The 23,806-nt window shown below is 70.1% G+C and carries 16 protein-coding genes and 1 tRNA gene; 10 read left to right on the top strand and 7 right to left on the bottom strand.

The window, feature by feature from the left end; all coding sequences use genetic code 11:
* The first annotated feature begins 20 nt into the window (after window positions 1-20).
* From ABGB17_RS35220 to ABGB17_RS35210, 3 genes are all read left to right on the top strand, one after another.
* Complete coding sequence (locus ABGB17_RS35220) at window positions 21-6,083, top strand: hypothetical protein (RefSeq protein WP_347638010.1); 6,063 nt, start codon at window positions 21-23, stop codon at window positions 6,081-6,083.
* Between the two features lie 45 nt (window positions 6,084-6,128).
* Entirely contained in the window at window positions 6,129-6,575 is a 447-nt protein-coding gene (locus ABGB17_RS35215; protein WP_347638008.1) for a hypothetical protein, read from the top strand.
* A gap of 146 nt (window positions 6,576-6,721) precedes the next feature.
* Window positions 6,722-7,189: a helix-turn-helix transcriptional regulator gene (locus ABGB17_RS35210; RefSeq protein ID WP_347638007.1), complete on the top strand. Its 468-nt coding sequence runs from the start codon at window positions 6,722-6,724 to the stop codon at window positions 7,187-7,189.
* Between the two features lie 14 nt (window positions 7,190-7,203).
* Here ABGB17_RS35210 and ABGB17_RS35205 read toward each other — a convergent pair whose 3' ends face one another.
* Window positions 7,204-7,662, bottom strand: coding sequence for a hypothetical protein (locus tag ABGB17_RS35205; protein ID WP_347638006.1), 459 nt, complete (start codon window positions 7,660-7,662; stop codon window positions 7,204-7,206).
* Window positions 7,663-7,965: 303 nt separating this feature from the next.
* Between ABGB17_RS35205 and ABGB17_RS35200 the strand changes: the two genes are divergently transcribed.
* Window positions 7,966-8,604 (top strand): NAD(P)-binding domain-containing protein, encoded by a 639-nt coding sequence (locus ABGB17_RS35200; RefSeq protein WP_347638004.1) that lies wholly within the window; start codon window positions 7,966-7,968, stop codon window positions 8,602-8,604.
* A gap of 27 nt (window positions 8,605-8,631) precedes the next feature.
* The gene (locus ABGB17_RS35195) at window positions 8,632-9,666 is read left to right on the top strand and encodes an LLM class flavin-dependent oxidoreductase (protein WP_347638002.1); all 1,035 of its coding nucleotides are present in this window, start codon (window positions 8,632-8,634) and stop codon (window positions 9,664-9,666) included.
* Between the two features lie 38 nt (window positions 9,667-9,704).
* Here ABGB17_RS35195 and ABGB17_RS35190 read toward each other — a convergent pair whose 3' ends face one another.
* Window positions 9,705-10,961 carry an ROK family protein gene (locus tag ABGB17_RS35190; RefSeq protein WP_347638000.1) on the bottom strand — a complete coding sequence of 419 codons (1,257 nt, stop codon included), beginning with the start codon at window positions 10,959-10,961 and terminating at the stop codon, window positions 9,705-9,707.
* A gap of 547 nt (window positions 10,962-11,508) precedes the next feature.
* On the opposite strand from ABGB17_RS35190, the gene ABGB17_RS35185 reads away from it, so the two are divergent.
* The 3 genes from ABGB17_RS35185 to ABGB17_RS35175 all read left to right on the top strand — a co-directional run bounded on the left by ABGB17_RS35185 (window position 11,509) and on the right by ABGB17_RS35175 (window position 18,402).
* Complete coding sequence (locus ABGB17_RS35185; protein ID WP_347637998.1) at window positions 11,509-12,678, top strand: ROK family transcriptional regulator; 1,170 nt, start codon at window positions 11,509-11,511, stop codon at window positions 12,676-12,678.
* Window positions 12,679-13,396: 718 nt separating this feature from the next.
* Complete coding sequence (locus tag ABGB17_RS35180; protein ID WP_347638012.1) at window positions 13,397-16,216, top strand: PQQ-dependent sugar dehydrogenase; 2,820 nt, start codon at window positions 13,397-13,399, stop codon at window positions 16,214-16,216.
* An 83-nt stretch (window positions 16,217-16,299) separates the two neighbouring features.
* Window positions 16,300-18,402: a ThuA domain-containing protein gene (locus ABGB17_RS35175; protein ID WP_347637996.1), complete on the top strand. Its 2,103-nt coding sequence runs from the start codon at window positions 16,300-16,302 to the stop codon at window positions 18,400-18,402.
* A gap of 155 nt (window positions 18,403-18,557) precedes the next feature.
* On the opposite strand, the gene ABGB17_RS35170 is transcribed toward ABGB17_RS35175, so the two are convergent.
* Both ABGB17_RS35170 and ABGB17_RS35165 read right to left on the bottom strand, forming a co-directional pair.
* Window positions 18,558-19,016 carry a hypothetical protein gene (locus tag ABGB17_RS35170; protein ID WP_347637994.1) on the bottom strand — a complete coding sequence of 153 codons (459 nt, stop codon included), beginning with the start codon at window positions 19,014-19,016 and terminating at the stop codon, window positions 18,558-18,560.
* Window positions 19,017-19,110: 94 nt separating this feature from the next.
* The gene (locus tag ABGB17_RS35165) at window positions 19,111-19,728 is read right to left on the bottom strand and encodes a hypothetical protein (protein WP_347637992.1); all 618 of its coding nucleotides are present in this window, start codon (window positions 19,726-19,728) and stop codon (window positions 19,111-19,113) included.
* Window positions 19,729-19,870: 142 nt separating this feature from the next.
* Between ABGB17_RS35165 and ABGB17_RS35160 the strand changes: the two genes are divergently transcribed.
* Window positions 19,871-21,217, top strand: a complete 1,347-nt coding sequence (locus tag ABGB17_RS35160) for a ferredoxin reductase family protein (protein ID WP_347637990.1) — start codon at window positions 19,871-19,873, stop codon at window positions 21,215-21,217.
* A gap of 49 nt (window positions 21,218-21,266) precedes the next feature.
* Here the strand turns inward: ABGB17_RS35160 and ABGB17_RS35155 are convergent, their stop codons facing one another.
* A complete protein-coding gene (locus tag ABGB17_RS35155) occupies window positions 21,267-21,923 on the bottom strand; it encodes a helix-turn-helix domain-containing protein (protein ID WP_347637988.1) in 657 nt (218 codons plus the stop codon).
* 106 nt (window positions 21,924-22,029) lie between these two features.
* Here ABGB17_RS35155 and ABGB17_RS35150 point away from each other — a divergent pair, with 106 nt between their 5' ends.
* Window positions 22,030-22,614, top strand: a complete 585-nt coding sequence (locus ABGB17_RS35150) for a TIGR03086 family metal-binding protein (RefSeq protein WP_347637986.1) — start codon at window positions 22,030-22,032, stop codon at window positions 22,612-22,614.
* A gap of 86 nt (window positions 22,615-22,700) precedes the next feature.
* Here ABGB17_RS35150 and ABGB17_RS35145 read toward each other — a convergent pair whose 3' ends face one another.
* The gene (locus ABGB17_RS35145) at window positions 22,701-23,462 is read right to left on the bottom strand and encodes an antibiotic biosynthesis monooxygenase (RefSeq protein ID WP_347637984.1); all 762 of its coding nucleotides are present in this window, start codon (window positions 23,460-23,462) and stop codon (window positions 22,701-22,703) included.
* Window positions 23,463-23,716: 254 nt separating this feature from the next.
* Window positions 23,717-23,790, bottom strand: a tRNA-Pro gene (locus ABGB17_RS35140).
* Between the last annotated feature and the right edge of the window lie 16 nt (window positions 23,791-23,806).

Below are 23,806 nucleotides of genomic sequence, written 5' to 3'. Positions count from 1 at the left end.
CGACGTGCACCGGCACCTATGTGGTGACGCAGGCGGACATCGACGCGGGTTCGGTGGTGAACACCGCGGTGGCGTCCGGCACTCCGCCGTCGGGTCCTGCGGTGTCGTCCGCCGCGTCCACCAACACAGTGACGATCACGTCCGCGCCGAGCCTGTCGCTGCTGAAGACCTCGTCTCCCACCACGGTGACGACGGCGGGTCAGACGGTCACGTACTTCTATCAGGTGGTCAACACCGGCAACGCGACGCTGACCGGTGTCTCGGCGGCGGACACCTCGTTCTCCGGTACGGGGACGCCGCCGGTGATCAGTTGCCCGGTGACGACGCTGGAGCCGCAGGAGTCGACCACCTGCACCGGCACCTATGTGGTGACGCAGGCGGACATCGACGGTGGCTCGATCGTCAACACGGCGGTGGCGTCGGGTACGCCGCCGTCGGGTCCTGCGGTGTCGTCGGCTGCTTCGACGAACACGGTGACGAGTGTCCAGGCGCCGAGTCTGTCGCTGCTGAAGACCGCCTCCCCGAGTGCCGTGGTGGCGGCCGGTCGTACCGTCACCTACTCCTACCTGGTGGTCAACACCGGGAACGTGGTGCTGACCGGGGTGGGTGCCACGGACACCTCGTTCTCGGGTACCGGGACGCCTCCGGTGGTCTCGTGCCCGGTGACGACGCTGGCCCCCCAGGAGTCCGCGACGTGCACCGGCACCTATATGGTGACGCAGGCGGACATCGACGCGGGTTCGGTGGTGAACACCGCGGTGGCGTCCGGCACTCCGCCGTCGGGTCCTGCGGTGTCGTCCGCCGCGTCCACCAACACGGTGACGATCATCCCGGCGCCGGGCCTCTCGTTGCTCAAGACGGTCGCGCCGGCCACGGTGGCGGAGGCCGGGGTGACGCTCACCTACTCCTATCAGGTGGTCAACACCGGCAACGCGACACTGACCGGCGTCTCGGCGGCGGACACCTCGTTCTCGGGTACCGGCACGCCTCCGGTGGTCTCGTGCCCGGTGACGACGCTGGAGCCGCAGGAGTCCACGACCTGTACCGGCACGTACGTGGTGACGCAGGCGGACGTGGACGCCGGTTCCGTCGTCAACACGGCGGTGGCGTCCGGCACCCCGCCGTCGGGGCCGGCGGTGTCGTCCGCGCCGTCGTCGGCGACGGTGACCATCGTGTCCGCGCCGAGCCTGTCGCTGCTGAAGACGGCTTCCCCGAGTGCCGTGGGGGCGGCAGGGCGTACGGTCACGTACTCGTACCTGGTGGTCAACACCGGGAACGTGGCCCTGACCGGTGTCTCGGCGGCGGACACGTCGTTCTCGGGTACGGGGACGCCGCCGGTGGTCTCGTGCCCGGTGACGACCCTGGCCCCGCAGGAGTCCACGACCTGCACCGGTACGTATGTGGTGACGCAGGCGGACGTGGACGCGGGTTCGGTGGTGAACACGGCGGTGGCGTCCGGCACGCCGCCGTCGGGTCCTGCGGTGTCGTCCGCCGCTTCGACGGTGACGGTGACGATCGCGTCCGCGCCGAGTGTGTCGTTGCTGAAGACGTCGTCCCCCACCACGGTGGGGGCGGCCGGTCGTACGGTCACCTATTCCTACCTGGTGGTCAACACCGGTAACACGACGCTGACCGGTGTCTCGGCGGCGGACACGTCTTTCTCGGGTTCCGGCGCGCCGCCGGTGATCAGTTGCCCGGTGACGACACTGGCCCCGCAGGAGTCCACTACCTGCACCGGCACGTACGTGGTGACGCAGGCGGATGTGGACGCGGGTTCGGTGGTGAACACGGCGGTGGCGTCGGGTACGCCGCCGTCGGGTCCTGCGGTGTCGTCCGCCGCGTCCACCAACACGGTCACCGTCGCCTCCGCCCCGAGTCTGTCGTTGCTGAAGACGGCGTCGCCGAGCACGGTGGGGGCGGCAGGTCGTACGGTCACGTACTCCTACCTGGTGGTCAACACCGGCAACGCGACGCTGACCGGTGTCACCGCGGCCGACACCGCGTTCTCGGGTACCGGCACGCCGCCAGTGATCTCGTGCCCGGTGACGACGCTGGCCCCGCAGCAGCCCACGACCTGCACCGGCACCTACGTGGTGACGCAGGCGGATGTGGACGCCGGTTCGGTGGTGAACACGGCGGTGGCGTCGGGTACCCCGCCGTCGGGCCCTGCGGTGTCGTCCGCCGCGTCCACCACCACGGTGACCATCGAGCCGGCGCCGGGCCTGTCGCTGCTGAAGACGGTCGCGCCGGCCACGGTGGCGGAGGCCGGGGTGACGCTCACCTACTCCTACCAGGTGATCAACACCGGCAACGCGACCCTGACCGGCGTCACCGCGGCGGACACCGCGTTCTCCGGCACGGGGACGCCGCCGGTGGTGACCTGCCCGGTGACGACCCTGGAGCCGCAGGAGTCCACGACCTGTACCGGCACGTACGTGGTGACGCAGGCGGACGTGGACGCTGGTTCGGTGGTGAACACGGCGGTGGCGTCCGGCACCCCGCCGTCGGGCCCGGCGGTGTCGTCCGCCGCGTCCACCGCCACGGCGACGGTCACCTCGGCGCCGAGCCTGTCGCTGCTGAAGACGGCCTTCCCCGCCACCCTCACGGCGGCCGGCCGGACCGTCACCTACTCCTACCAGGTGGTCAACACCGGCAACGTGGCGTTGACCGCTGTCACCGCCACGGACACGTCCTTCTCCGGGACGGGAACGCCTCCGGTGGTCTCGTGCCCCGTGACGACCCTTGAGCCGCAGCAGTCCACCATCTGCACCGGCACCTACGTGGCGACGCAGGCGGACGTGGACGCCGGTTCGATCGTGAACACCGCGGTGGCGTCCGGCACCCCGCCGTCGGGTCCGGCGGTGTCGTCCGCGGCGTCCACCAACACGGTGGCGATCGAGCCGGCGCCGAGCCTGTCGCTGCTGAAGACGGCATTCCCCGCCACCCTCACGGCGGCCGGACGGACCGTCACCTACTCGTACACGGTCACCAACACCGGGAACGCGACGCTGACCGGCGTCACCGCGACGGACACGGCCTTCTCCGGCACGGGGACCCCTCCGGTGGTCTCGTGCCCGGTGACGACCCTTGAGCCGCAGGAGTCCACGACCTGCACCGGCACGTACGTGGTGACGCAGGCGGACGTGGACGCCGGTTCGGTGGTGAACACGGCGGTGGCGTCGGGTACGCCGCCGTCGGGTCCGGCGGTGTCGTCCGCGGCGTCCACCAACACGGTGGCGATCGAGTCGGCGCCGAGCCTGTCGTTGCTGAAGACGGCGTTCCCCTCCAGCGTGGCGGCGGCGGGCCGTACCGTCACCTACTCCTACCTGGTGGTCAACACCGGCAACGCGACCCTGACCGGCGTCACCGCGACGGACACCGCGTTCTCGGGTACCGGGACCCCTCCGGTGGTCTCGTGCCCGGTGACGACACTGGCTCCCCAGGAGTCCACCACCTGCACCGGCACGTACGTGGTGACGCAGGCGGACGTGGACGCCGGTTCGATCGTCAACACGGCGGTGGCGTCGGGCACGCCGCCGTCGGGTCCTGCGGTGTCGTCCGCGGCGTCCACCAACACGGTGGCGATCGAGCCGGCGCCGAGCCTGTCGCTGCTGAAGACGGCATTCCCCTCCAGCGTGGGGGCGGCGGGCCGTACCGTCACCTACTCCTACCTGGTGGTCAACACCGGCAACGCGACCCTGACCGGCGTCACCGCGACGGACACCGCGTTCTCCGGCACGGGGACCCCTCCGGTGGTCTCGTGCCCGGTGACGACCCTTCAGCCGCAGGAGTCCACGACCTGCACCGGCACCTACGTGGTGACCCAGGCGGACGTGGACGCCGGTTCGGTCGTCAACACGGCGGTGGCGTCGGGTACGCCGCCGTCGGGTCCTGCGGTGTCGTCCGCGGCGTCCACCAACACGGTGGCGATCGAGCCGGCGCCGAGCCTGTCGCTGCTGAAGACGGCCGACCCGGGCACCCTGACGGCCGCCGGCGAGACCATCACCTACTCCTACCTCGTGGTCAACACCGGCAACGCGACCCTGACCGGCGTCACCGCCACCGACACCTCCTTCTCGGGCACGGGCACACCGCCGGTGATCGCCTGTCCGGTGACGACGCTGGCCCCGCAGGCCTCCACGACCTGCACCGGCACGTACGTGGTGACCCAGGCGGACGTCAACAGCGGCGCGCTCGTGAACACCGCGACGGCGTCCGGCACCCCGCCGGCGGGCCCCGCGGTGACGTCCGCCCCGTCGACCAACACGGCGGCGTCCACGGTGATCGCGAACCTGGCGGTGCTGAAGGCGGCGGTGCCGAGCGCGGCGTCGGCGGCCGGTCAGACGATCACCTACCGGCTCGACGTCATCAACACCGGGAACGTCACCCTCACCGGCGTGAGCGCGGCGGACACCGCGTTCTCCGGCACAGGAACGCCGCCGGTGTTCACCTGCCCGGTGACGACACTGGAGCCTCAGCAGGCGATCACCTGCACAGGCGCCTACGTCGTGACGCAGGCCGACGCCGACGCCGGCTCGATCGTCAACACCGCGACCGCGTCGGGCACGCCGCCCGGCGGCCCCGCCGTGACGTCCGCCCCGTCCACCGCGACGGTGGCGATCGACCCGGCGCCTGGCTTGTCGCTGCTGAAGACGGTGACCCCGGCCGAGGTGACGGCGCCCGGGGACAGGCTCACCTACTCCTACCTGCTGACCAACACCGGGAACGTCACCGTGAGCACCGTGAGCGTCACCGACATCTCGTTCACCGGCTCGGGCTCGCCCCCGGTGGTCACCTGCCCGGTGCCGGCACTGGCGCCGCAGGAGTCCACGACCTGTACGGGCACCTACGTGGTGACCCAGGCGGACATCGACGCGGGAACGATCGGCAACATGGCCGCCGCCTCCGCCACGGCCGTGACGGGCCTGCTCGTCACCTCCAACACGTCGATCGCGGTGGTCATCGCCCCGCCCGTCGTGGGGCTGACCCTGCGCAAGACGGTGTCCCCCGACACGGTGACGGAGGCCGGGCAGCGGATCACGTACTCCTACCTGCTGACCAACACCGGGGAGAGCAGCCTCCGCGGCCTGACCGTGGCCGACACCTCGTTCACCGGCACCGGAACCGCCCCGTCGATCACCTGCCCGGTGACGACCCTGGCGGCGCAGGAGTCCATTACCTGCACGGCGACCTACGTGGTGACGCAGGCGGACCTCGACGCCGGTTCCGTCGCGAACACCGCGACCGCGGCCGGGAGCGCGCCGTCGGGGGCGACCGTCAGCTCCAACGCCTCCACCGCGACGGTCGCGACCGCGGGCACGCCGCTGCTGACGCTGGCGAAGACCGCGACCCCGGTCCTCGTCACCGCGGCCGGGCAGAGCATCACGTACCGGCACTTGGTCACCAACGCGGGGAACGTCACCGTGCGCGACGTGCGCGTGGCCGACGTCTTCTTCACGGGTGCCGGGCCCCGCCCGGCCGTCACGTGCCCGGCGACCACCCTGGCGCCCCGGGCGTCCACCGCGTGCACGGCGACCTACGTGGTGACGCAGGCGGACGTGGACGCCGGCGGGGTCTCGAACATGGCGGCCGCGTCGGGCACCGCGCCGTCGGGTGCGGCCGTCAGGTCGAACGACTCCACCGCGACGGTCGCGGCCACGCTGACCGCGTCGTTGTGGCTGCTGAAGACCGCGACGCCGAACAAGGTCCGGTGGCCCGGCAAACAGGTCACCTACCGGTACCTGCTCACCAACACCGGCAACGTCACCCTGAACAAGGTCCACGTGGCCGACAGGACATTCACCGGCAAGGGCCGGCGCCCGGCGGTCACCTGCCCGACGAGAACCCTGGCTCCCCAGGCGTCGGTCGTGTGCACGGCCAGGTACACGGTGACGTGGGCCGACCTCTGGACGGGCTCGATCGTGAACACGGCACGGGCGTGGGGCGTCCTGCGGTCGGGCGGTACCACCGTCTCGAACGCCTCGACCGCGACGGTCCACACCGGCCGGGGCCTGTTGCGAGGAGAACATCGGCCAAGCCGAGGTAATCGATGGACGGTGACCAAGGTCGGCTACTCAGAGTAGCCATATGATCACCGTATCCACCATTGATATCGCGGGAGTCGTCGAGTGAACAGGAAACATGCCGCATCCACCCTGGTGAATGCCGCGACAGTAGCCGTGCTCACCTCAACGGTGGTCGCCGGCTGCTCGTCCGGCAATGAAGCCCCGGAGAAGGCGCCCGCCCGCCCCTCGGTCGCGGCCCCCGCCCCGGACCACCCGGTCCCCACGAAGATCGCCAATGACCCCGACATCCGCGACAACATCACCCAGACCAAGTGCGCCGCCATCCCCGGCGGCTGGTCCGCCCAGGGCACCGCGAAGAACCCCGGCAGAAAAGAGATCACCTACAAGATCATCGTCCACTTCACCACCACCAAGGCGACCACCCTCGACTACGCCCAGACCCGCGTCACCGTCCCCCCGGGCGAGACCACGAAATGGAGCGCGGAGAAACACTTCGCCGCCCAACGGGAAATGCTCTGCCCCATGCCCGGCATCAGCATCGTGAGCTGATCCCCACCTGGTGAACCCCCGGCGCCACCCGGCCCGGGGGTACCGCGCGAACCACGGGTGCGGGGCCCTTTTCATCACTGCGCGGACAGGAGAAAGTCTCCGCGCTGGAACTGGGCCGGGGAGGCGTGGATTCGTACGGTCCAGGCATGCCCAGGGTCAGAGTTCGATCCCACGTGCGCAGGCTGAGCGACGGCAGTGTGACCAGGGTCCGGGAGCATTTCCGGGGAACGCCGTCGCCCGCGGCCATGGTCGGAGCGGGCGGAGCCGCCCTGGTGGTGCTGATCATCGTCGGCCTGATCTTCCTGTGGCCGAACTCCCCGGACCCGCAACCGGCGCTCTCCGCCCAGCGAACCGCCGCACCTCCCACGTATCGCGCGGGAGTGGACCCCCGGCTGGCGACGTCCTTGCGTGAGGTGCGGCGGAGCGCGGGGGTGTCACTGGAGGACGCGGCGGCACGATCAGGTGTCCCGCGGTCGAGGATCACCAGGTTCGAGAGTGGCTCCGCCTTGCCCGACGCACGCGAACTCGACGCGCTCTGCCGCACGTACGACCTCACACCGGAGGTCCGGAACGAACTCATGGACCTTCAGTGGAACGCCGCCAACCGGGGATGACCCCGGCGGCCCTCTCAGAAGAAGTAGCGGTACGTGCCCCAGTCGTAGTGGCCGCGGGTGCCCTCACCGACCCGGATGCGGAACTTGTCGAAGCTGCCCTTGCGGAACTTGCCGAAGAAGTGTGAGGAGCCGAAGCGGTCGCCGCGGTAGGTCTTCTCGTGCCAGCCGCGGTTGTCGTGCCACTGGAAGGAGACGTAGGAGTACTCGCGGTCACGGTCGCGGTCGAACAGGTTGCCGTCGAAGTAGTAGTAGCCGTTCTTGGAGTACCAGTAGCCCTTGAAGTACGACCGGTCGCCGCGGCTCTCGTGGCGGCCGTAGCCGGACCAGACGGGCCCGAAGCCGTGGCGGTCGAACGCGGCCTTGGCGGTGGCGGCGGTCGTGGTGGCGGCGGCCTGGGCGGGGGTGGCGGCGAGGGCTCCGGCGAGGGCTCCGGCGAGGACGGTACCGGTGAGAACGGTGCGGATCTTGCCCATTGTGGTGCTCCTATGGGGAGGTCCCGTGGGGGACGTCGTTGGCTTCCGATGTCCGGGAGAGCGGGTGCTCGTTCCGGACGACGCTTACGTTAGGAGCGGGCCAGGGGCTGTTCTGCGTACGAATGCACACTCGGCGCTGAGCGTGCAATACGCCACAAAACAGACATGAGCCCCGTCGCCAACTCCTTGCGGCTGTCAATATTTGACGTGTCAAGCATATGGGCTATGCTTGACGCGTCAAGTACATGGGGGTGCAAGGTGATGGTGCCGGTGAGCGAGGGGGCAGGACCGGGGGAGGCGTCGATGACGCCGCGGATCGCCGTGCTCGGCGCGGGGCATGCCGGGCCGGCGATCGCGCGGGTCGCGATCGCCGCCGGGTACCCCGTGTCCGTGGCGGCCTCCGGGGACCCCGAGAAGATCGCGCTCATCACGAGCGTGCTCGTGCCGGGGGCCGAGCCGCGGTGGGCGGCCGACGCCGTGCGGGACGCCGGTGTCGTGGTGTTGTCGATACCGCTGCACAGGTTCGCGGCGTTCGATCCCGGCCTGGTGGCGGGCAAGATCGTCATCGACGCCATGAACTACTGGCCTCCGATCGACGGCGTGCAGGAGCTGTTCGACGACCCCCGGTACGGCAGCAGCGAGATCGTCCAGCGCCGGCTGGCCCGCTCGATGGTCGTCAAGACCCTCAACCACATCGGCTATCACGAGCTGGAAGAGGAGCTCCGCCCCGCCGGCGCCCCGGACCGCCGCGCCCTCGGCGTCGCGGGTGACGACCCGGGTGCCGTTGCCGTCGTGGCGGACGTCGTCGAGCGCATCGGTTACGACGCCGTACGGCTGGACGGCCTGCGGGAAGGCCGCCGTCTCCAACCCGGCGGGCCCGTCTTCGGCGTCTCGCTGAGCCGGGGCCAGTTCGAACGCGCGCTTGGCGCGGAAGCTGCCTGAACCCTACACATCAGAAAGCCGGACATCATGACCACGTTCCCTCTCGTGCTCGGCCTCGACACCTTCGGCGACGTCACCGACGACGAGGACGGCCGGCCCCTCTCCCACGCCCAGACCATCAGGAACCTCGTGGAGGAGGGCGTGCTCGCCGACCAGGTCGGGGTGGACTACTTCGGCATCGGCGAGCACCACACCGGCGACTTCCCGTTGTCGGCCGCCGACGTCGTGCTCGGCGCCATCGCCGCCCGCACCACCCGCATCCGGCTCGGTTCCGCGGTGACGGTGCTCAGCTCGGACGACCCGGTGCGCGTGTTCCAGCGGTACTCCACCCTGAACGCCATCTCCTCCGGTCGCGCGGAGGTCATCCTCGGCCGCGGCTCCAGCATCGACTCCTTCCCCCTGTTCGGGTACGACCTCGCCGACTACGAGACCCTCTTCGAGGAGAAGTCCCACCTGTTCGCCGAGCTGCTCAAGGGCGGCCCCGTCACGTGGCGCGGCACGACCCGCGCCGCACTCACCGACCAGGACGTGGTGCCGCACGTCGAGGGCCCGCCGTTCCCGGCGTGGATCGGTGTCGGCGGCAGCCCCCAGTCGGTCATCCGCGCCGCCCGGCACGGCTTCTCGCTGATGCTCGCCATCATCGGCGGCCCGCCCGCCCGGTTCGCCCCGTTCTCTGAGCTCTTCCAGCGGGCCCTGGAGAAGTTCGGCCGTCCCGCCCTGCCGGTCGGCGTGCACTCGCCCGGCCACGTGGCCGCCACCGACGAGCAGGCGCTCGAGGAGTTCTGGCCGCACTACCTGGACGTCTTCGGCCGCGTCGGCAAGGCCCGCGGCTTCGCCATGCCGACCAAGGAGTCCTTCCTCCGCGAGACCGGCCCGCACGGCGCCCTGTACGTCGGTTCCCCGGAGACCGTCGCGCGGAAGATCGTCACCAACCTCAAGCTGCTGGGGGCCACCCGGTTCGACCTGAAGTACGCCATGGGCGGCCTGTCCCACAAGGCCCTCATGACCAACATCGAGCTCTACGGCACCGACGTCATCCCCCGGGTCCGCGACCTCATGTGATCATTCGCCGGGGGGATCTCGGCGTTGTTCACCGCGTTTCAGGTGGAGTAGACGTGGTCGCTGATCAGGCGGGCCGCCCCCACGATGCCGGCGGTGTCCTCCAGTTCCGAGAGCACGATGGGCAGGTTGCCGGTCGCCAGGGGCAGTGACCGGCGGTAGACGACGCTCCTGATCTCCGCCAGGAGCACGTGGCCCAGCCGGGCCACCCCGCCCGCGATGATCACGAGCCCGGGGTTGAAGAAGCTGACCAGGCCCGCGAGGACCTGGCCGACGCGGCGCCCGCCGTCGCGGATGAGCTGGACGGCGGCCGCGTCGCCCTGCGTGGCCGCCGCGGCGACGTCCTCGGCGGTGAGCGTGCCGGTGGCCACCAGTCGTTCGGCCAGGTAGGGCGAGGCGCCGGAGCGTGCCGCGATGTGAGCCTGGGCGGCGAGGGCGGCGCCGCCGAAGTAGGCCTCCAAGCAGCCGGTGTTGCCGCAGGCGCACTGCGGGCCGAGCTCGTCGACGCGGATGTGGCCGATGTCCCCTGCGCTGCCGGAGACGCCGCGGTAGATCTTGCCGTCGACCACGATGCCGCAGCCGATGCCGGTGCCGATCTTGACGAGCAGGAAGTCGTCGACCTGCCGGGCGAGGCCGGCGTGCAGCTCGCCGAGGGCCATGATGTTGACGTCGTTGTCGAGCATGGCGGGGCAGCTCAGTTCCTGGCTGATCATCTCCCGCAACGGGTAGCGGTCCCAGCCCGGCATGATCGGCGGCACGACGGGGACGCCCTCGGCGAAACTGACCGGGCCTGGCACACCGATCCCGGCGCCGTGGAGCTGGGTGAACAGCCCTTGCTCGCGCAGCTTGCCGGTGAGGGTGAGCACACGGTCCAGCACGTGGGCCGGGCCGCGTTTGATGTCGCACGGCTCGCTGATGTGCCCGAGCACGGTGAGTTCGCCGTCGGTCACCGCGATGTCCACCGAGGTGGCCCCGATGTCGATCCCGGCGAAACGGATGTCGCGCGCCAGGCGTACCCGGCCCGAACGGCGCCCGCCACGTGAGGCCGCCAGCCCGTCGGTCTCGACCAGCCCGAGCTCCACGAGCCGGTCCAGCTCGGCGTTGAGCTTGGACCGGGACATCCGCCAGGGGGCTTTCCGCCAGGGATAGGGGTACGCGGCCCCGGGCGGCAGCACGGGGGAGACCGCGGTGACGGGCTCGGCGGTGATGTCCGCCAGCGCGGCCCGCGAGCGTGGCCCCTCCTGCAACAGGCGCAGCAGGGCCGCTTGATGCGGGGTCTCCGGCCGGTTGCTCTTCACCCACCACTCCCTCGATGCGGCGCTTGATCGGTTAAGCCGTTTGGCGTGGACCGTACCGTGCCCTGGACGCCCTGGGAAGAGCTTCTGACTATTTTCGCCGTCATTTTGTTGAAATCACGAAAAGTGGGAAGTAACGAGGTCGGACGTAGATCCCTGCCGCCCGTGTGCTCGCCACGCTGTCTCCCCAGGTAGACGCCCATGCTACTGGACCCTCCCCGGCCCGCCGGGCGCCGCGGTCGGGCCCGCGTGAGCCGGTCCCGTTTCGCCGCGATGATCAAAAGTGCCGGTCAGGCCCACGGGAGCGGTCATGCCTGCGGCCTGGCAGCGGAGATGCGGGTGAGGCGACGGCTGCGGTCGCGGCCCGCTGGCGCCGGCGGACCCGTCATACGACGCGTTGTCGGCGAAACCGGACAAATTTCAACTTTCGCCTAGATAAGACAAAAGTTAAGACTGCCTTGCCGTAACATCTAGACAGCCCGTTCGTAACATTCTACTGTTCGATCACAACTAGCCGCACATCTGGCGAAAGTGCAGGAGGTGCAGCGATTTGACCCCCAAGCACCGCATACTCCGCCTCCTGCGCGACGAAGGGCCGCTGTCAAGGGCGGAGCTGGGCGACCGGCTCGAACTCCCCCGCACGCGCGTGGCCGTCGAGCTGGAGCGCCTGATGGCCGTTCCGCTGGTCCACGAGGCCGGTCCCGCCGCCTCCCGCGGCGGACGGCGCTCCACCCTCGTCGAGCTGCACCCCGGCATCCGGTTCGCCGGCATCGACCTCGGTGTCACCTCGATCGACGTCGAGATCACCGACGGCCGGCTGGAGCCGGTCGCCGCCTTCAGCGAGGCCTCCGACATCAGGTCCGGCCCGAAGACCGTGCTGAGCCGGGTCGGCGAGATCCTGGTCAAGCTCAAGGACGAGGGGGCGTACGAGCGCCTGAACGGCATCGGCATCGGCGTGCCCGGGCCGGTGAGCTTCCGTGACGGCGTGCCGGTGTCGCCGCCGATCATGCCGGGCTGGGACCGTTATCCGGTCCGCGAGCTGCTGACTCGGGAGTACGGCTGCCCGGTGGTGGTGGACAACGACGTGAACATCATGGCCATGGGCGAACGGTGCGCCGGCGTCGCACGCTCGGCCGAGAACGTGCTGTTCGTGAAGATCGGCAGCGGTGTCGGGTGCGGCATCTTCATCGGCGGCGAGCTGTACCGGGGCCCGGACGGTTGCGCCGGCGACATCGGCCACATCCAGGTCGAGCCGGACGACCCGATCTGCACGTGCGGGAACATCGGCTGCCTTGAGGCGCTGTTCAGCGGAATCGCCCTGGAGCGGGACGCCACCGCGGCCGGCCGCTCGGGCACCTCGCTCGCCCTGGCGCAGCGGCTGGCCGCCCAGGGTTCGGTCACCGCCAAGGACGTGGCCGAGTGCGCGGCCGATGGCGACACCACCGCCACCCGCCTCATCCGGGACGGCGGCGGCCGTCTCGGCGGCGTGCTCGCCGGCCTGGTCAGCTTCATCAACCCCTCGATGATCGTGATCGGCGGCGGCCTGGCGGGCCTCGGGCACGTGCTGCTCGGCGAGGTCCGCAGCGCGGTGTACCGGCGCTCGCTGCCGCTGGCCACCGGAAACCTCCCGGTCGTGCTCTCCGAGCTCGGCGCACGCGCCGGCGTCGCGGGCGCGAGTTTCCTCGCGAGCGATTTCGCCTTCGCCGAGGCGGCGTCATGACCGGCCGTATGTCTCTCCACCACCGGACGCGGGCGCGTCGATTCGACGCCGAATATGACGATCCGCGGCGGCCCTACAGAAACGCGGGGTGAATCGGCGAGGACTAATTCACTGCGCACCTTTGGACGACCCCGGTGACCGGAGCCGATCGGTTCCGCGTTCTGGGGGAGAGCGGGGCCGGCTGGGCGGACGCCGACCACCCTGCCGGCCCGGCCCCGCTCGCCACGTCGGCGGAGGCCGTCGGGCGCTGACGGTACCGGCGCCCGGCGGGTACCGACTCCGCAGGCGGGTGAGCGGGGTGCCCCCCCGGTGCATTCATGGTCACTCATGAAACCCGCGGCGGCCATACCGAAACAGCGAGTGAATCGACGACAACCCCATATCAGTGGCGAACCCCGCCCTCGTACGGGTCGCGGGGTCATCGGCATTGGCGCGCTTTTCCCTTTCTGGATGCCGGCGCAGAAGTATTGGTAATCACACCAAAAGTATGGACAGTCCGATCTGAAGCTCTTACTGTGTCGCTCATCACAGCAAGTGTTTCATTCACGTTTCCAATCGGCGTGGAGACGGGGATGGCGACCGTGATCGCCCGTGGCACCCCCCATGGCTCCGGCGCGACGGCGCGCGCCCTGCCTGGCATGTTCAGTCAGGAAGGGACACGATGGATTCACAACGCTCCACACGTCGATGGCGGACGATCGGAGCAGCCTTGTTGCTCGTGGCGGCGAGCCTCACCGCCGCCACCGCTTCGATCGTCACGACGGCCGGGCCCGCACAGGCACACCCGATCGTCGCCACCCAGTTCCAGCAGGTCACCCTCGCCAAGGGTGTGGCCGACACGGGCGAGCCGATCTCGATGGCGGTTCTGCCCGACCGGTCCGCCCTGCACACCTCCCGCGACGGGGCGCTGAAGCGTACCGACGTCAACGGCAACACGACGCAGATCGCGAAGCTCGCCGTCTACACACACGACGAAGAAGGACTGCAGGGCGTCGGAGTGGACCCGGGCTTCGCCACGAACCGGTACATCTACCTCTACTACGCGCCGCCCCTGAACACCCCCGCCGGCGACGCGCCCGCGTCCGGCACCGCCGCCACCTGGGCCACCTGGACCGGCGTGAACCGGCTGTCCCGCTTCACCCTCAACGCCGACTACACGGTCAACATGGCCAGCCAGGTCAACATCCTGGACGTGCCGGCCAACCGCGGCATGTGCTGCCACGTCGGCGGCGACATCGACTTCGACGCGGCCGGCAACCTGTACCTGTCGACCGGCGACGACACCAACCCGTTCGAGTCCGCCGGCTACTCCCCGCTGGACGAGCGCACGGAGCGCAACCCGGCCTACGACGCGCAGCGGAGCGCGGGCAACACCAACGACCTGCGCGGCAAGATCCTGCGGATCAAGGTCAACGCCAACGGGACCTACTCCATCCCCGCGGGCAACCTCTTCGCGCCGGGCACCGCGAACACGCGGCCCGAGATCTACGCGATGGGCTTCCGTAACCCGTACCGGATCAGCGTCGACAAGGCGACCGGTGTCGTCTACGTGGGTGACTACGGTCCCGACGCGGGCACCACCAGCGCGACCCGCGGCCCGTCCGGGCAGGTCGAGTTCAACCGCGTCACGAGCCCAGGCAACTACGGATGGCCGTACTGCACGGGCTCCAACAGCACCGCCGAGACCTACAACGAGTGGAACTTCGCGACCAACGCCACCGGGCCGAAGTACAACTGCGCCGGCGGCCCGACGAACAACTCGTTCCGCAACACCGGTCTGCAGACGCTGCCCGCGGCGCGGGCGGCCTGGATCCGCTACGCCGGCGACGCCGGTTCCCCGCCGGAGTTCGGCGGCGGCAGCGAGTCGCCGATGGGCGGCCCGGTGTACCGGTACGACGCCGCCAACCCCTCGACCAGCAAGTGGCCGGCGGAGTTCAACGGCATGTTCTTCGCCGGTGAGTTCGGCCGCGGCTGGATCAAGCCGATCCACCTCAACACCGACGGCTCCCCGGGCACGATCGACACGTTCCCGTGGAACGGCAAGCAGGTCATGGACATGGCCTTCGGACCCGACGGCTCGCTGTACGTGCTCGACTACGGCACCGGTTACTTCAACGGCGACGCCAACTCGGCGCTGTACCGCTACGACTACGTGGGCGGCGGGAACCGCGCCCCGATCGCCGTCGCGGCCGCCAACAGGACGTCGGGCGCGGCGCCGCTCGCGGTGACCTTCTCGTCGGCGGGCTCCAACGACCCCGACGGCGACCCCATCACGTACTCGTGGGCCTTCGGCGACGGCACCACGTCGACGGCCGCCAACCCGACGAAGACGTACTCCGCCAACGGCAACTACACCGCGGTCCTGACCGTGCGCGACAACAGGGGCGGCGTGGGCACCGCGAACGTCACCATCACGGTCGGCAACACGGTGCCGACGGTGACGATCAACTCGCCGCCGGCGGGGCAGCTCGTCTCGTTCGGCGACAGCGTGCCGTGGAGCGTGACCGTCACCGACCCTGAGGACGGCACGATCGCCTGCTCGCGCGTCACCATGTCGTACGTGATCGGCCACGACCAGCACGCGCACCACATCACGTCGCAGAACGGCTGCTCGGGCACGATCACGATCCCGCCGGACGGCGAGCACGACGACGCGGCGAACCTCTTCCCGGTCTTCGACGCGAGCTACACCGACAACGGCGGCCTGGTCGGCAGGTCGCAGCACCTCCTGCAGCTCAAGAAGCGCCAGGCCGAGCACTACCGCACCTCCTCCGGCGTCGGGCTCTTCAGCAAGACGACGGCCGAGGGCGGCAGGACCGTCGGTGAGATCAACAACGGCGACTGGATCCAGTTCGACCCCTACCGGATCAACAACGTGACGTCGTTCACCGCACGGGTCTCCTCGGCCGGCTCGGGCGGCACGGTGCAGATCCGCACCGGCTCGCCGACGGGCACGGTGCTCGGCTCCGCGACGGTGACACCCACCGGCTCGTGGGAGACGTTCACCAACGTCACCGGCACGGTCAACGGCGCGGCCGCCTCCAGCACCTCGCTGTACATCACCTTCGCCGGCACGGGAACGGGCGCGCTGTTCGACCTGGACAGCTTCACGTTCACCACGGGCACCACGCCGACACCCACCCCCACCCCGACCTCTTCCACCCCCGGGACGATCAAGGGGCTCGGCGGCAAGTGCCTGGACGTGCGGGGCGCGTCCGCCGCCGACGGCACCCAGGTCCAGATCTACACCTGCAACGGCACGGCCGCCCAGAACTGGACCCGCACCGGCCAGACGTTCCGGGCCCTCGGCAAGTGCCTGGACGTCTCCGGCGCCAGCGCCGCCGACGGCGCCAAGGTCCAGATCTACACGTGCAACGGCACGGGCGCCCAGAACTGGACGGTCAACGCCGACGGCACGATTCGCAACGCGAACTCCGGAAAGTGTCTTGAAGTGACAGGGAGCAACACCGCGGACAGCACGCCCGTGCAGCAGTGGACGTGCACCGCGGCCGCCAACCAGAAGTGGACCGTGTCCTGACCCTCGCTACGGTGGGCGCCCGTGCCCGCACGGACGCCCGCCCCCACAGCACCCCCCAGTGCTGCCGTAACCGGAGAGGTTCCATGCGCAGACTCCTGGCGGGCGTGGGCGCCGTCATCGCCCTCACCGTCCCCATGCTCCAGGCGTCCGCGGCCCAGGCCGCCGACGCTCCCTACGACGTCCTCGTGTTCTCCAAGACCGCCGGGTTCCGTCACGACTCGATCCCCGTCGGCATCCAGACGATCCAGCAACTCGGCGCGGCCAACAGCTTCACCGTCACCGCGACCGAGGACGCCGCCGCGTTCACCACGGCCAACCTCGCGCAGTACGAGGCCGTGGTCTTCCTCAGCACCACCGGTGACGTGCTCAACGCGACCCAGCAGACCGCGTTCGAGTCCTACATCCGCGGCGGTGGCGGCTACGTCGGCGTGCACGCCGCCGCCGACACCGAGTACGCCTGGCCCTTCTACGGCCAGCTCGTCGGCGCCTACTTCGCCAGCCACCCCGCGATCCAGCAGGTCACGTCGAGGACCGAGAACCGGGCCCACCCGGCGACGGCGCACCTCGGGCAGACCTGGACCCGCACCGACGAGCTGTACAACTACCAGACCAACCCGCGCTCCACGGCCAGGGTGCTCGCGACGCTCGACGAGTCGACCTACTCCGGCGGCTCGATGGGCGGCGACCACCCGATCACCTGGTGCAAGACGATCGACAGCGGGCGGTCGTTCTACACCGGGTTCGGCCACACCCAGTCCTCCTACTCCGAGGCCGCCTTCCGCAGCCAGCTCCTCGGGGGCATCCGGTACGCGGCCAAGCGCGCCAAGGCCGACTGCCGTCCCGAGAGCGGCTACACCACGCTCTACAACGGCTCCACCACCGGCTGGTCGCAGGCCGGCCCGGGTGGCTTCACCAGCACCGACGCCACGCTGAACTCCACCGGCGGCATGGGCCTGTACTGGTACAGCACCAAGCAGTACACAGGCGGGTACTCGCTGAAGGCGGACTGGAAGCTCACCGGGGACAGCAACTCCGGCATCTTCGTCGGCTTCCCCAACCCCGGCACCGACCCCAACGTCGCGATCAACCAGGGTTACGAGGTCCAGATCGACGCCAGCGACACCGCCGACCGCACCACGGGCTCGATCTACTCGTTCAAGTCGGCCGACATCGCCGCGCGTGACGCCGCGCTCAACCCGCCAGGCGAGTGGAACACCTACGAGATCCTGGTGGAGGGCCAGCGCATCCGTGTCTACCTCAACGGCTCGCTGATCAACGACTTCACCAACACCGACCCGGCCCGCAACCTGGACGGCTACATCGGACTGCAGAACCACGGCACCGCCGACCAGGCCGCGTTCCGCAACGTCCGCATCAAGGAGCTCGGCACGCAGCCCGGCGCCGGCCTCGTCCAGGCCGAGTCGTTCAGCTCCGTCAACGGCGCGCAGGCGTTCACCAAGGCCGGTGCCAACGGCGGCCAGACCCTCGGCTACATCGACCCCGGCGACTGGGCCGGCTACACCAACGTCAACGTCGGCGGCGCCACCTCGCTGCGGGCGCGGGTCGTCTCCGGCGGGCCGGGCGGCCAGATCCAGGTCCGCACCGGCTCGCAGACCGGCCCCGTGCTCGGCACCGTCAACGTGCCGAACACCGGAAGCTGGGACACGTTCGCCAACGTGACGGCGCCGCTCAGCAACGTCCCGGCCGGCAACGCCACCGTGTTCCTCACCTTCACCGGCACGGGAACCGGCCTGTTCGACGTCGACGAGTTCGAGTTCGTCACCACCCAGCAACCGTCCACGAACCTGGCCCTGAACAAGCCCGCCACGGCCTCCAGCACCGAATCGGGCGCCTACCCCGCCTCCAACGCGGTGGACGCCTCGACGACGACCCGCTGGTCGAGCGCCTTCTCCGACCCGCAATGGATCCAGGTGGACCTCGGCGCCACCTACACCGTGAACCGGGTGCGCCTGGTCTGGGAGGCCGCGTACGCCACGGCCTACCAGATCCAGACCTCCCCCAACGGTTCCACGTGGAGCACGGCCCGGTCCGTCACCGGCGGAAACGGCGGTGAGGACAACAACACCGGCCTGAGCGCCTCCACCCGCTACGTCCGCATCTACGGCACGACCAGAGCCACCCCGTACGGCTATTCGCTGTTCACCTTCGAGGTCTACGGAAGCTGACATGCCAAGGCCGGCCGGGAGCACGAACTCCCGGCCGGCCGCACTCATCGGGAATCCGGCAGCGAGACCCCGCGCCGCCGTGCCCGCCTCGCCCGGCGGGACACGTGAAATTTCCTGCACCGGAGCCGCCCGCCCCCGGGCGGCGCCTCAGCCGTTCACGGCGACGTCGCGCGGGCACTCGCCCGCGCATGCTGCTCGCCGGTCATGCCGCCGCCCGCGTCCGGGTGGTTCCGATGCAGGTCGTAGCGATCGTCCGCCCACTCCTGGTACTCCCGGCGCACGTCCCGCTCGTCCCGCCCGGTCGCCGCGGCCACCTGCCGCCAGGTCACCCCCGCCTGCAGCGCCCGGTCGACGTGGCCGGGGTTGCGTACACTCCGCGCGATGGACTCCCCGAGCGCCAGCAACTCGACATACTCGTCCACGGTCAGCGGCGGGTACCCGCCGGCGTCGCCGTACCGCCCGGGGTCGTAGTCGCCCCGCGCTTTCAACGTCTCGATCGCCTGCACGTGCAGGTCACGCCCGGTCAGTTCGAGCCAGCGCTCCACCCGCGCCGACACCGGCACATCGGACAACTCATGCGGACCGGCGGGGCCGCCGGGGAAGGGGGTGGACATCTGGTCTCTCCTGACCGGGGAATGTGCTGACTCGGTATGGCCGATGGCCCGGCACCAGTATGTCGGCCGCCGTCCCCTGACCCGCGGCGGGCATTCACTCAGAGAACCCGCCGTCCCTGCTCCACCGCAACGTGAACGAGTTCCGCCGGAAGGTGACCGTCTTCCCGCCGTCACTGGACGAGACCCGCCCCCAGCCGTCGAAGCTCCTCGTCAGATGGTGGTCCCACCTGCTCAGGTCGCCCACCCCCACAGCGGCGATCGACTCCATGGGCGGCTCGCCGTCCGCGCAGTAGCGGCCGAAGTCCGCGATGGCCGTGACGGTCCCCCCGAACGCCCGCAGATGGACCCCCTGACACGCCTCGGTCTTCGTGCCGTAGATCAGCCTCGGCCTCGTCCACCCCTCGGCCTGTGAATCGGAGTGCTGCTCGTACAGCCCTTCGCCCCGCCGGTAGTGCATGGCCACCCGCCGCCCGTCCTTCAGCACGACCAGCGCGTTGAACGGATCCCCGCCGCCGTTCCAGGAGATGTCGCTCCTGCGCGGCTCGCGCGCGTCGTCCTCCGTGGGGGTCGGTGACGCGGGAGTCGCCGGCGCCGCGGCCGTCGCGGGCGCCGGAGAACCGGGAGTCGCCCGCACGGCCGCCGGCCCGCCGCACCCCGCCACCGTCACGAACAGCACCATCCCGAACGGCCCCGCCGGCCACTTCATCCGCATGACGGCATTCTCGCTCTACAAGGCGCGTTTCGCTGCGATTGACGTCTTGACTACGCAAGGATGAACCACCACAAACGGCCCGCCACGCGGACAAGACGATCACCGTGGCGTGACCATTATTCGATAGTGGCTGGAGGTTCGGATGACGGCTGCTGTCGAGCGCCGGCCGGGACGCGCGGTCGTACCACCCGGCACGGTGGCGCGGTCGGTGCTGGCGGCCGTCGTGGTGGTGAACCTCCTGATCGTGGAGGTGCTGTTCCTCACGTCAGGGGGCGGGAAGAACTCGTTGTTGTCCGTCGCCAAGTTCTTCGGGCTGCACGTCGCCTTGATCATGATGCTGCAACTGACCCTGGTGGCGCGCCTGCCGTGGCTGGACCGGCGGATCGGCATGGACCGGCTCACCTCCTGGCATCGCTGGGTCGGCTTCTCGCTGCTCTGGACGGTCGTGCTGCACGCGACCTTCGTCGTCGCCGGGTACGCGACCCTCGACGGACGGCCGATGGCGCGGACGTTCCTGAGCCTCGCCGCCGTGCCCGCCTCGCTGCTCGGCATGTGCGCCGCCGCCGTCATCATCGCGATGGCCACCGTGTCGGTGCGCTACATCCGGCGCCGGCTGCGGTACGAGACCTGGCACGCGCTCCACATGCTGATGTACCTCGCCCTCCTGCTCGGCCTGGTGCACCAGTTCCTGGAAGGCACCACCTTCACCTCCTCCGCCCTGTCGACCGCCTACTGGTGGACGTTGTGGGCACTCGTCGTCACCGCCCTGATCGCCGGCCGGGTCATCGTGCCGCTGCGGCGCAACGCCTACCACCGGTTCCGCGTGGCCGCCGTCGTGCCGGAATCGGGCGACGTCGTATCGGTCCACGTCACCGGCCGCCACCTCGACCGCCTGCCTGCCCGGGCCGGTCAGTTCTTCATCTGGCGCTTCCCCGGCCACAACCACTGGACGCACGCGAACCCCTTCTCCCTGTCGGCCGCACCCGACGGCCGTTCGCTGCGCCTGACCGCGAAGGCCGTCGGCGACACCAGTGCCGGCCTGCGCCACCTCCCCGTCGGGAGCCCGGTCTTCGCCGAGGGCCCGTACGGCGCCTTCACCACCCTTCACCAGGTCAAGGACGCCACGCTTCTCATCGCGGGCGGCGTCGGCGTCACCCCCGTCCGGGCGCTGCTGGAGGAATCGGCAGGCTCGGTCGTCGTGCTCTACCGCGTCCACACCCTCGAGGACGCCGTCCTCCTCTCGGAGTTGCGCACGCTGGCACAGGCCCGAGGCGCCCGGCTCCACGTCCTGACCGGACGCACCGGCGCCGGCTCCCCACCCAACACACCGTTCGCCCCGGCCGGCCTCATCGGCCTCGTCCCCGACATCCGCGACCGGGACGTCTACGTCTGCGGGCCCCCGGCCATGACCTCGGCCGTACTGAGAAGCCTCCGTGCCCTGGAGGTGCCCCGTTCCCAGATCCACGCCGAGAGGTTCAGCCTCGCCTGACCCGGACCATGACGGCGGGGTCCGGCACGGAAGCGGCCCGCAGCGCCGGTCAGCGGCGCGGCGGGGGCTGCGGGGAGCGGGGTGACTCGGTCTGCCGCCAGCGCCGGCCGAGCTCCTCGCCGGTCGGCGGGGAGGCGGGGAGCGCGGTGACCTGCGCGCCGGCGCGCAGGCCGTCCAGCAGCAGGGTCAGGTAGCGGTGCCGCAGCTCGGCGGTGCGACCGGCGTCGCCGGCACGGATGGCGGTGATCTGATCGAAGATCATCGTCAGGTCCTCGGCCTCCACGTCCGGCCGCAGCGCGCCGGCGTCCTTGGCGTGGCGCACGACGCGCGCGGCGAGCGACCCCGAGTGCGCGGCCAGGTCGTGCATCTGCGGCGTGGGGGTGAACGTGCCGGCCAGGTGCACGGTCAGCGAGTGCACGTCCGAGTCGATGACCTCACGCAAGAACGTGGCGAAAGCCTCCCAGGGCTCACCGTGCCTCGCCAGCGCGGATTCGGCGATGGCCGTGAACCGGCGCAGACCGTCCTCGCACAGGGTGCGCAGCAGTTCCTCCTTGCCGGTGTAGCGCCGGTACAGTGCGCCGACACCCACACCCGCCTCCTGCGCCACCGCCGAGATCGGTGCCTTGGGGTCGGCGATGAACACCGCTCGGGCCGCGTCGAGGATCGTCCGGTCGTTACGCGCGGCCTCGGCCTGACGTCCTCTCATGGACGCTGTCCTGGGCTCCATGTTCCCCATCATAGCTTGAACGGAAGGCTCTGTTCCGATATAGTTTGAACAGAACGATCCGTTCCGCTCTAACCCGGAGGCTCTCATGTCCGTCACGTCCTGGTCGCTGCTGGAGCAGGCCCACAACGCCCTGCGCACGTCCGTCGCCGAGATCACCGACGCCGACTGGTCCGCCAAGACCCCGTGCGAGCAGTGGAACGTCGCGCAGGTCCTGCGCCACGCCGCAGGCGACCAGCGCGCCTACGCCGCCACGATCACCGGCACCGGCGGCCCCGAGGAGAACCCGTTCGACCCGACGGCGCAAGCCCCCGCCGACCCCAGGGACCTGCTCGAGAGCGCCCTGACCGCCTCAGCGCAGGCCTTCGCCACCGTGCCCCCCGACGCGTCCGCCGTCCCGACCCCCCTGCCCCAGGGCGAACTGCCCGCCGAGATCGCCGTCGGCGCCGCCGCCCTCGACGCCGCCGTACACGCCTGGGACATAGCGGTCGCCACCGGCCACCCCTCCCCCCTGACCACCGACCTCTCCGAACACCTGCTCCCGACAGCCCGCACCCTCGCCGACCCCCTCCGCGGCTTCGCCTACGCCCCCGCCCTCACCCCCCACCCGACCGACGACGCCACCGCCACCCTCCTGCGCTACCTCGGCCGCGACCCCGAGTGGACCCGCTGACCCTGCCCCCCCGCAGCGAAACGGCCGCCCCTCGCGCACGCGAGGAACGGCCGTCGAGCGGCTGACCGCCGGCATGGACGTCGTGCTCAGCCGCTGAAGGGAGGGGCCACACCCCAACCCCAGCGCGGCACAGGAGCCTCCCCCATGGGCTCCGCGTCCGGCTGTGAATTCGCCAAAGCCAAACGCGTCCCCCACTCGATGTAGCCCGTGAACGCGGCACGGAACTCGGGGTCGGCGGGCAGCCCGACATCGTCCGCCGCGTCCATCAGCAGACCCACCCACCGCCGCCGCATGGGTTCTGTGATGGCCCTGCCGAGGTGCATCGAAAGCATGTGCGCGTAACCGCCCCGCTCGTCGGTGTACCGCGGCGACCCTCCCAGGACCTCTCCCAGCCACATCGCCACATAGCGCGGGTGATCAGGATCCATGCCGCTGAACAGGGGCCCGATCAGGTCATCTCCCGCGACGAGCTCGTAGAACCTCTCCGTGAGCCTCTCGAGCGCCTCGGTGCCGCCGACCCAGTCGTACAGCGAAGGAACCGAACCCCCCGCACCGCGCACCGCTGTGCGCTCGTAGTGACTCATCTCTTCGATGTCACGCACGAACGGACCGATCGCCGCGAAGAACTCCTTGAACAGCTCGCTGCGCCGAAACCCCTCCAGGTGATCCTTCGCCGACGTCCACGTGATCCGCAGAATGTAGGACCCGGCCTGTTCGGCGCCGCGGGCCAACTCGTAGTCGACACACTGCGGAGCACGTGCCAGACAGCCGGCAGCCTTGCGACAAGCCGCCTCGAAATCCTCGCCACGCTCGCCCGGGATGCGATAGCGGACATACTCCACGATCACAAGTGATCACTCCAGCTCGCGAGACGACGTGGTTGTAGGCTCTCAGGCATCCTGTCATGCGTGTAATCAAGTAATCAATGAGCAACCAGGTCGCCGAGCACCGCCTGGGAAGCCGTTTCGCACTGTTCGTTCGAGGCCATGAACCTCAGCTCGAACCCAGGCCTCGTACTCCTGGCCTGCACCCGTCGAAGCCGACGGCCCAAACAGCGAAAAGGCCGCTTCTCGTCCTAGCGAGAAACGGCCCTTCAATTGGGTCGGGGTGGCGGGATTTGAACCCACGGCCTCTTCGTCCCGAACGAAGCGCGCTGCCAAGCTGCGCTACACCCCGGAGCACAGGCGGTTGC

The organism is Sphaerisporangium sp. B11E5 (assembly GCF_039871875.1).
Classification (GTDB): domain Bacteria; phylum Actinomycetota; class Actinomycetes; order Streptosporangiales; family Streptosporangiaceae; genus Sphaerisporangium.
The sequence above is the reverse complement of the archived record's forward strand: the minus strand, read 5'-3'. Positions and strand labels throughout refer to the sequence as shown.

What these genes read in the sequence shown, in the direction of transcription:
- ABGB17_RS35210 (WP_347638007.1), top strand. Translation starts at nt 6,722, where the DNA reads ATGCCCAGGGTCAGAGTTCGATCCCACGTGCGCAGGCTGAGCGACGGC.
- ABGB17_RS35205 (WP_347638006.1), bottom strand. Translation starts at nt 7,662, where the DNA reads ATGGGCAAGATCCGCACCGTTCTCACCGGTACCGTCCTCGCCGGAGCC.
- ABGB17_RS35200 (WP_347638004.1), top strand. Translation starts at nt 7,966, where the DNA reads ATGACGCCGCGGATCGCCGTGCTCGGCGCGGGGCATGCCGGGCCGGCG.
- ABGB17_RS35195 (WP_347638002.1), top strand. Translation starts at nt 8,632, where the DNA reads ATGACCACGTTCCCTCTCGTGCTCGGCCTCGACACCTTCGGCGACGTC.
- ABGB17_RS35175 (WP_347637996.1), top strand. Translation starts at nt 16,300, where the DNA reads ATGCGCAGACTCCTGGCGGGCGTGGGCGCCGTCATCGCCCTCACCGTC.
- ABGB17_RS35170 (WP_347637994.1), bottom strand. Translation starts at nt 19,016, where the DNA reads ATGTCCACCCCCTTCCCCGGCGGCCCCGCCGGTCCGCATGAGTTGTCC.
- ABGB17_RS35165 (WP_347637992.1), bottom strand. Translation starts at nt 19,728, where the DNA reads ATGCGGATGAAGTGGCCGGCGGGGCCGTTCGGGATGGTGCTGTTCGTG.
- ABGB17_RS35160 (WP_347637990.1), top strand. Translation starts at nt 19,871, where the DNA reads ATGACGGCTGCTGTCGAGCGCCGGCCGGGACGCGCGGTCGTACCACCC.
- ABGB17_RS35155 (WP_347637988.1), bottom strand. Translation starts at nt 21,923, where the DNA reads ATGAGAGGACGTCAGGCCGAGGCCGCGCGTAACGACCGGACGATCCTC.
- ABGB17_RS35150 (WP_347637986.1), top strand. Translation starts at nt 22,030, where the DNA reads ATGTCCGTCACGTCCTGGTCGCTGCTGGAGCAGGCCCACAACGCCCTG.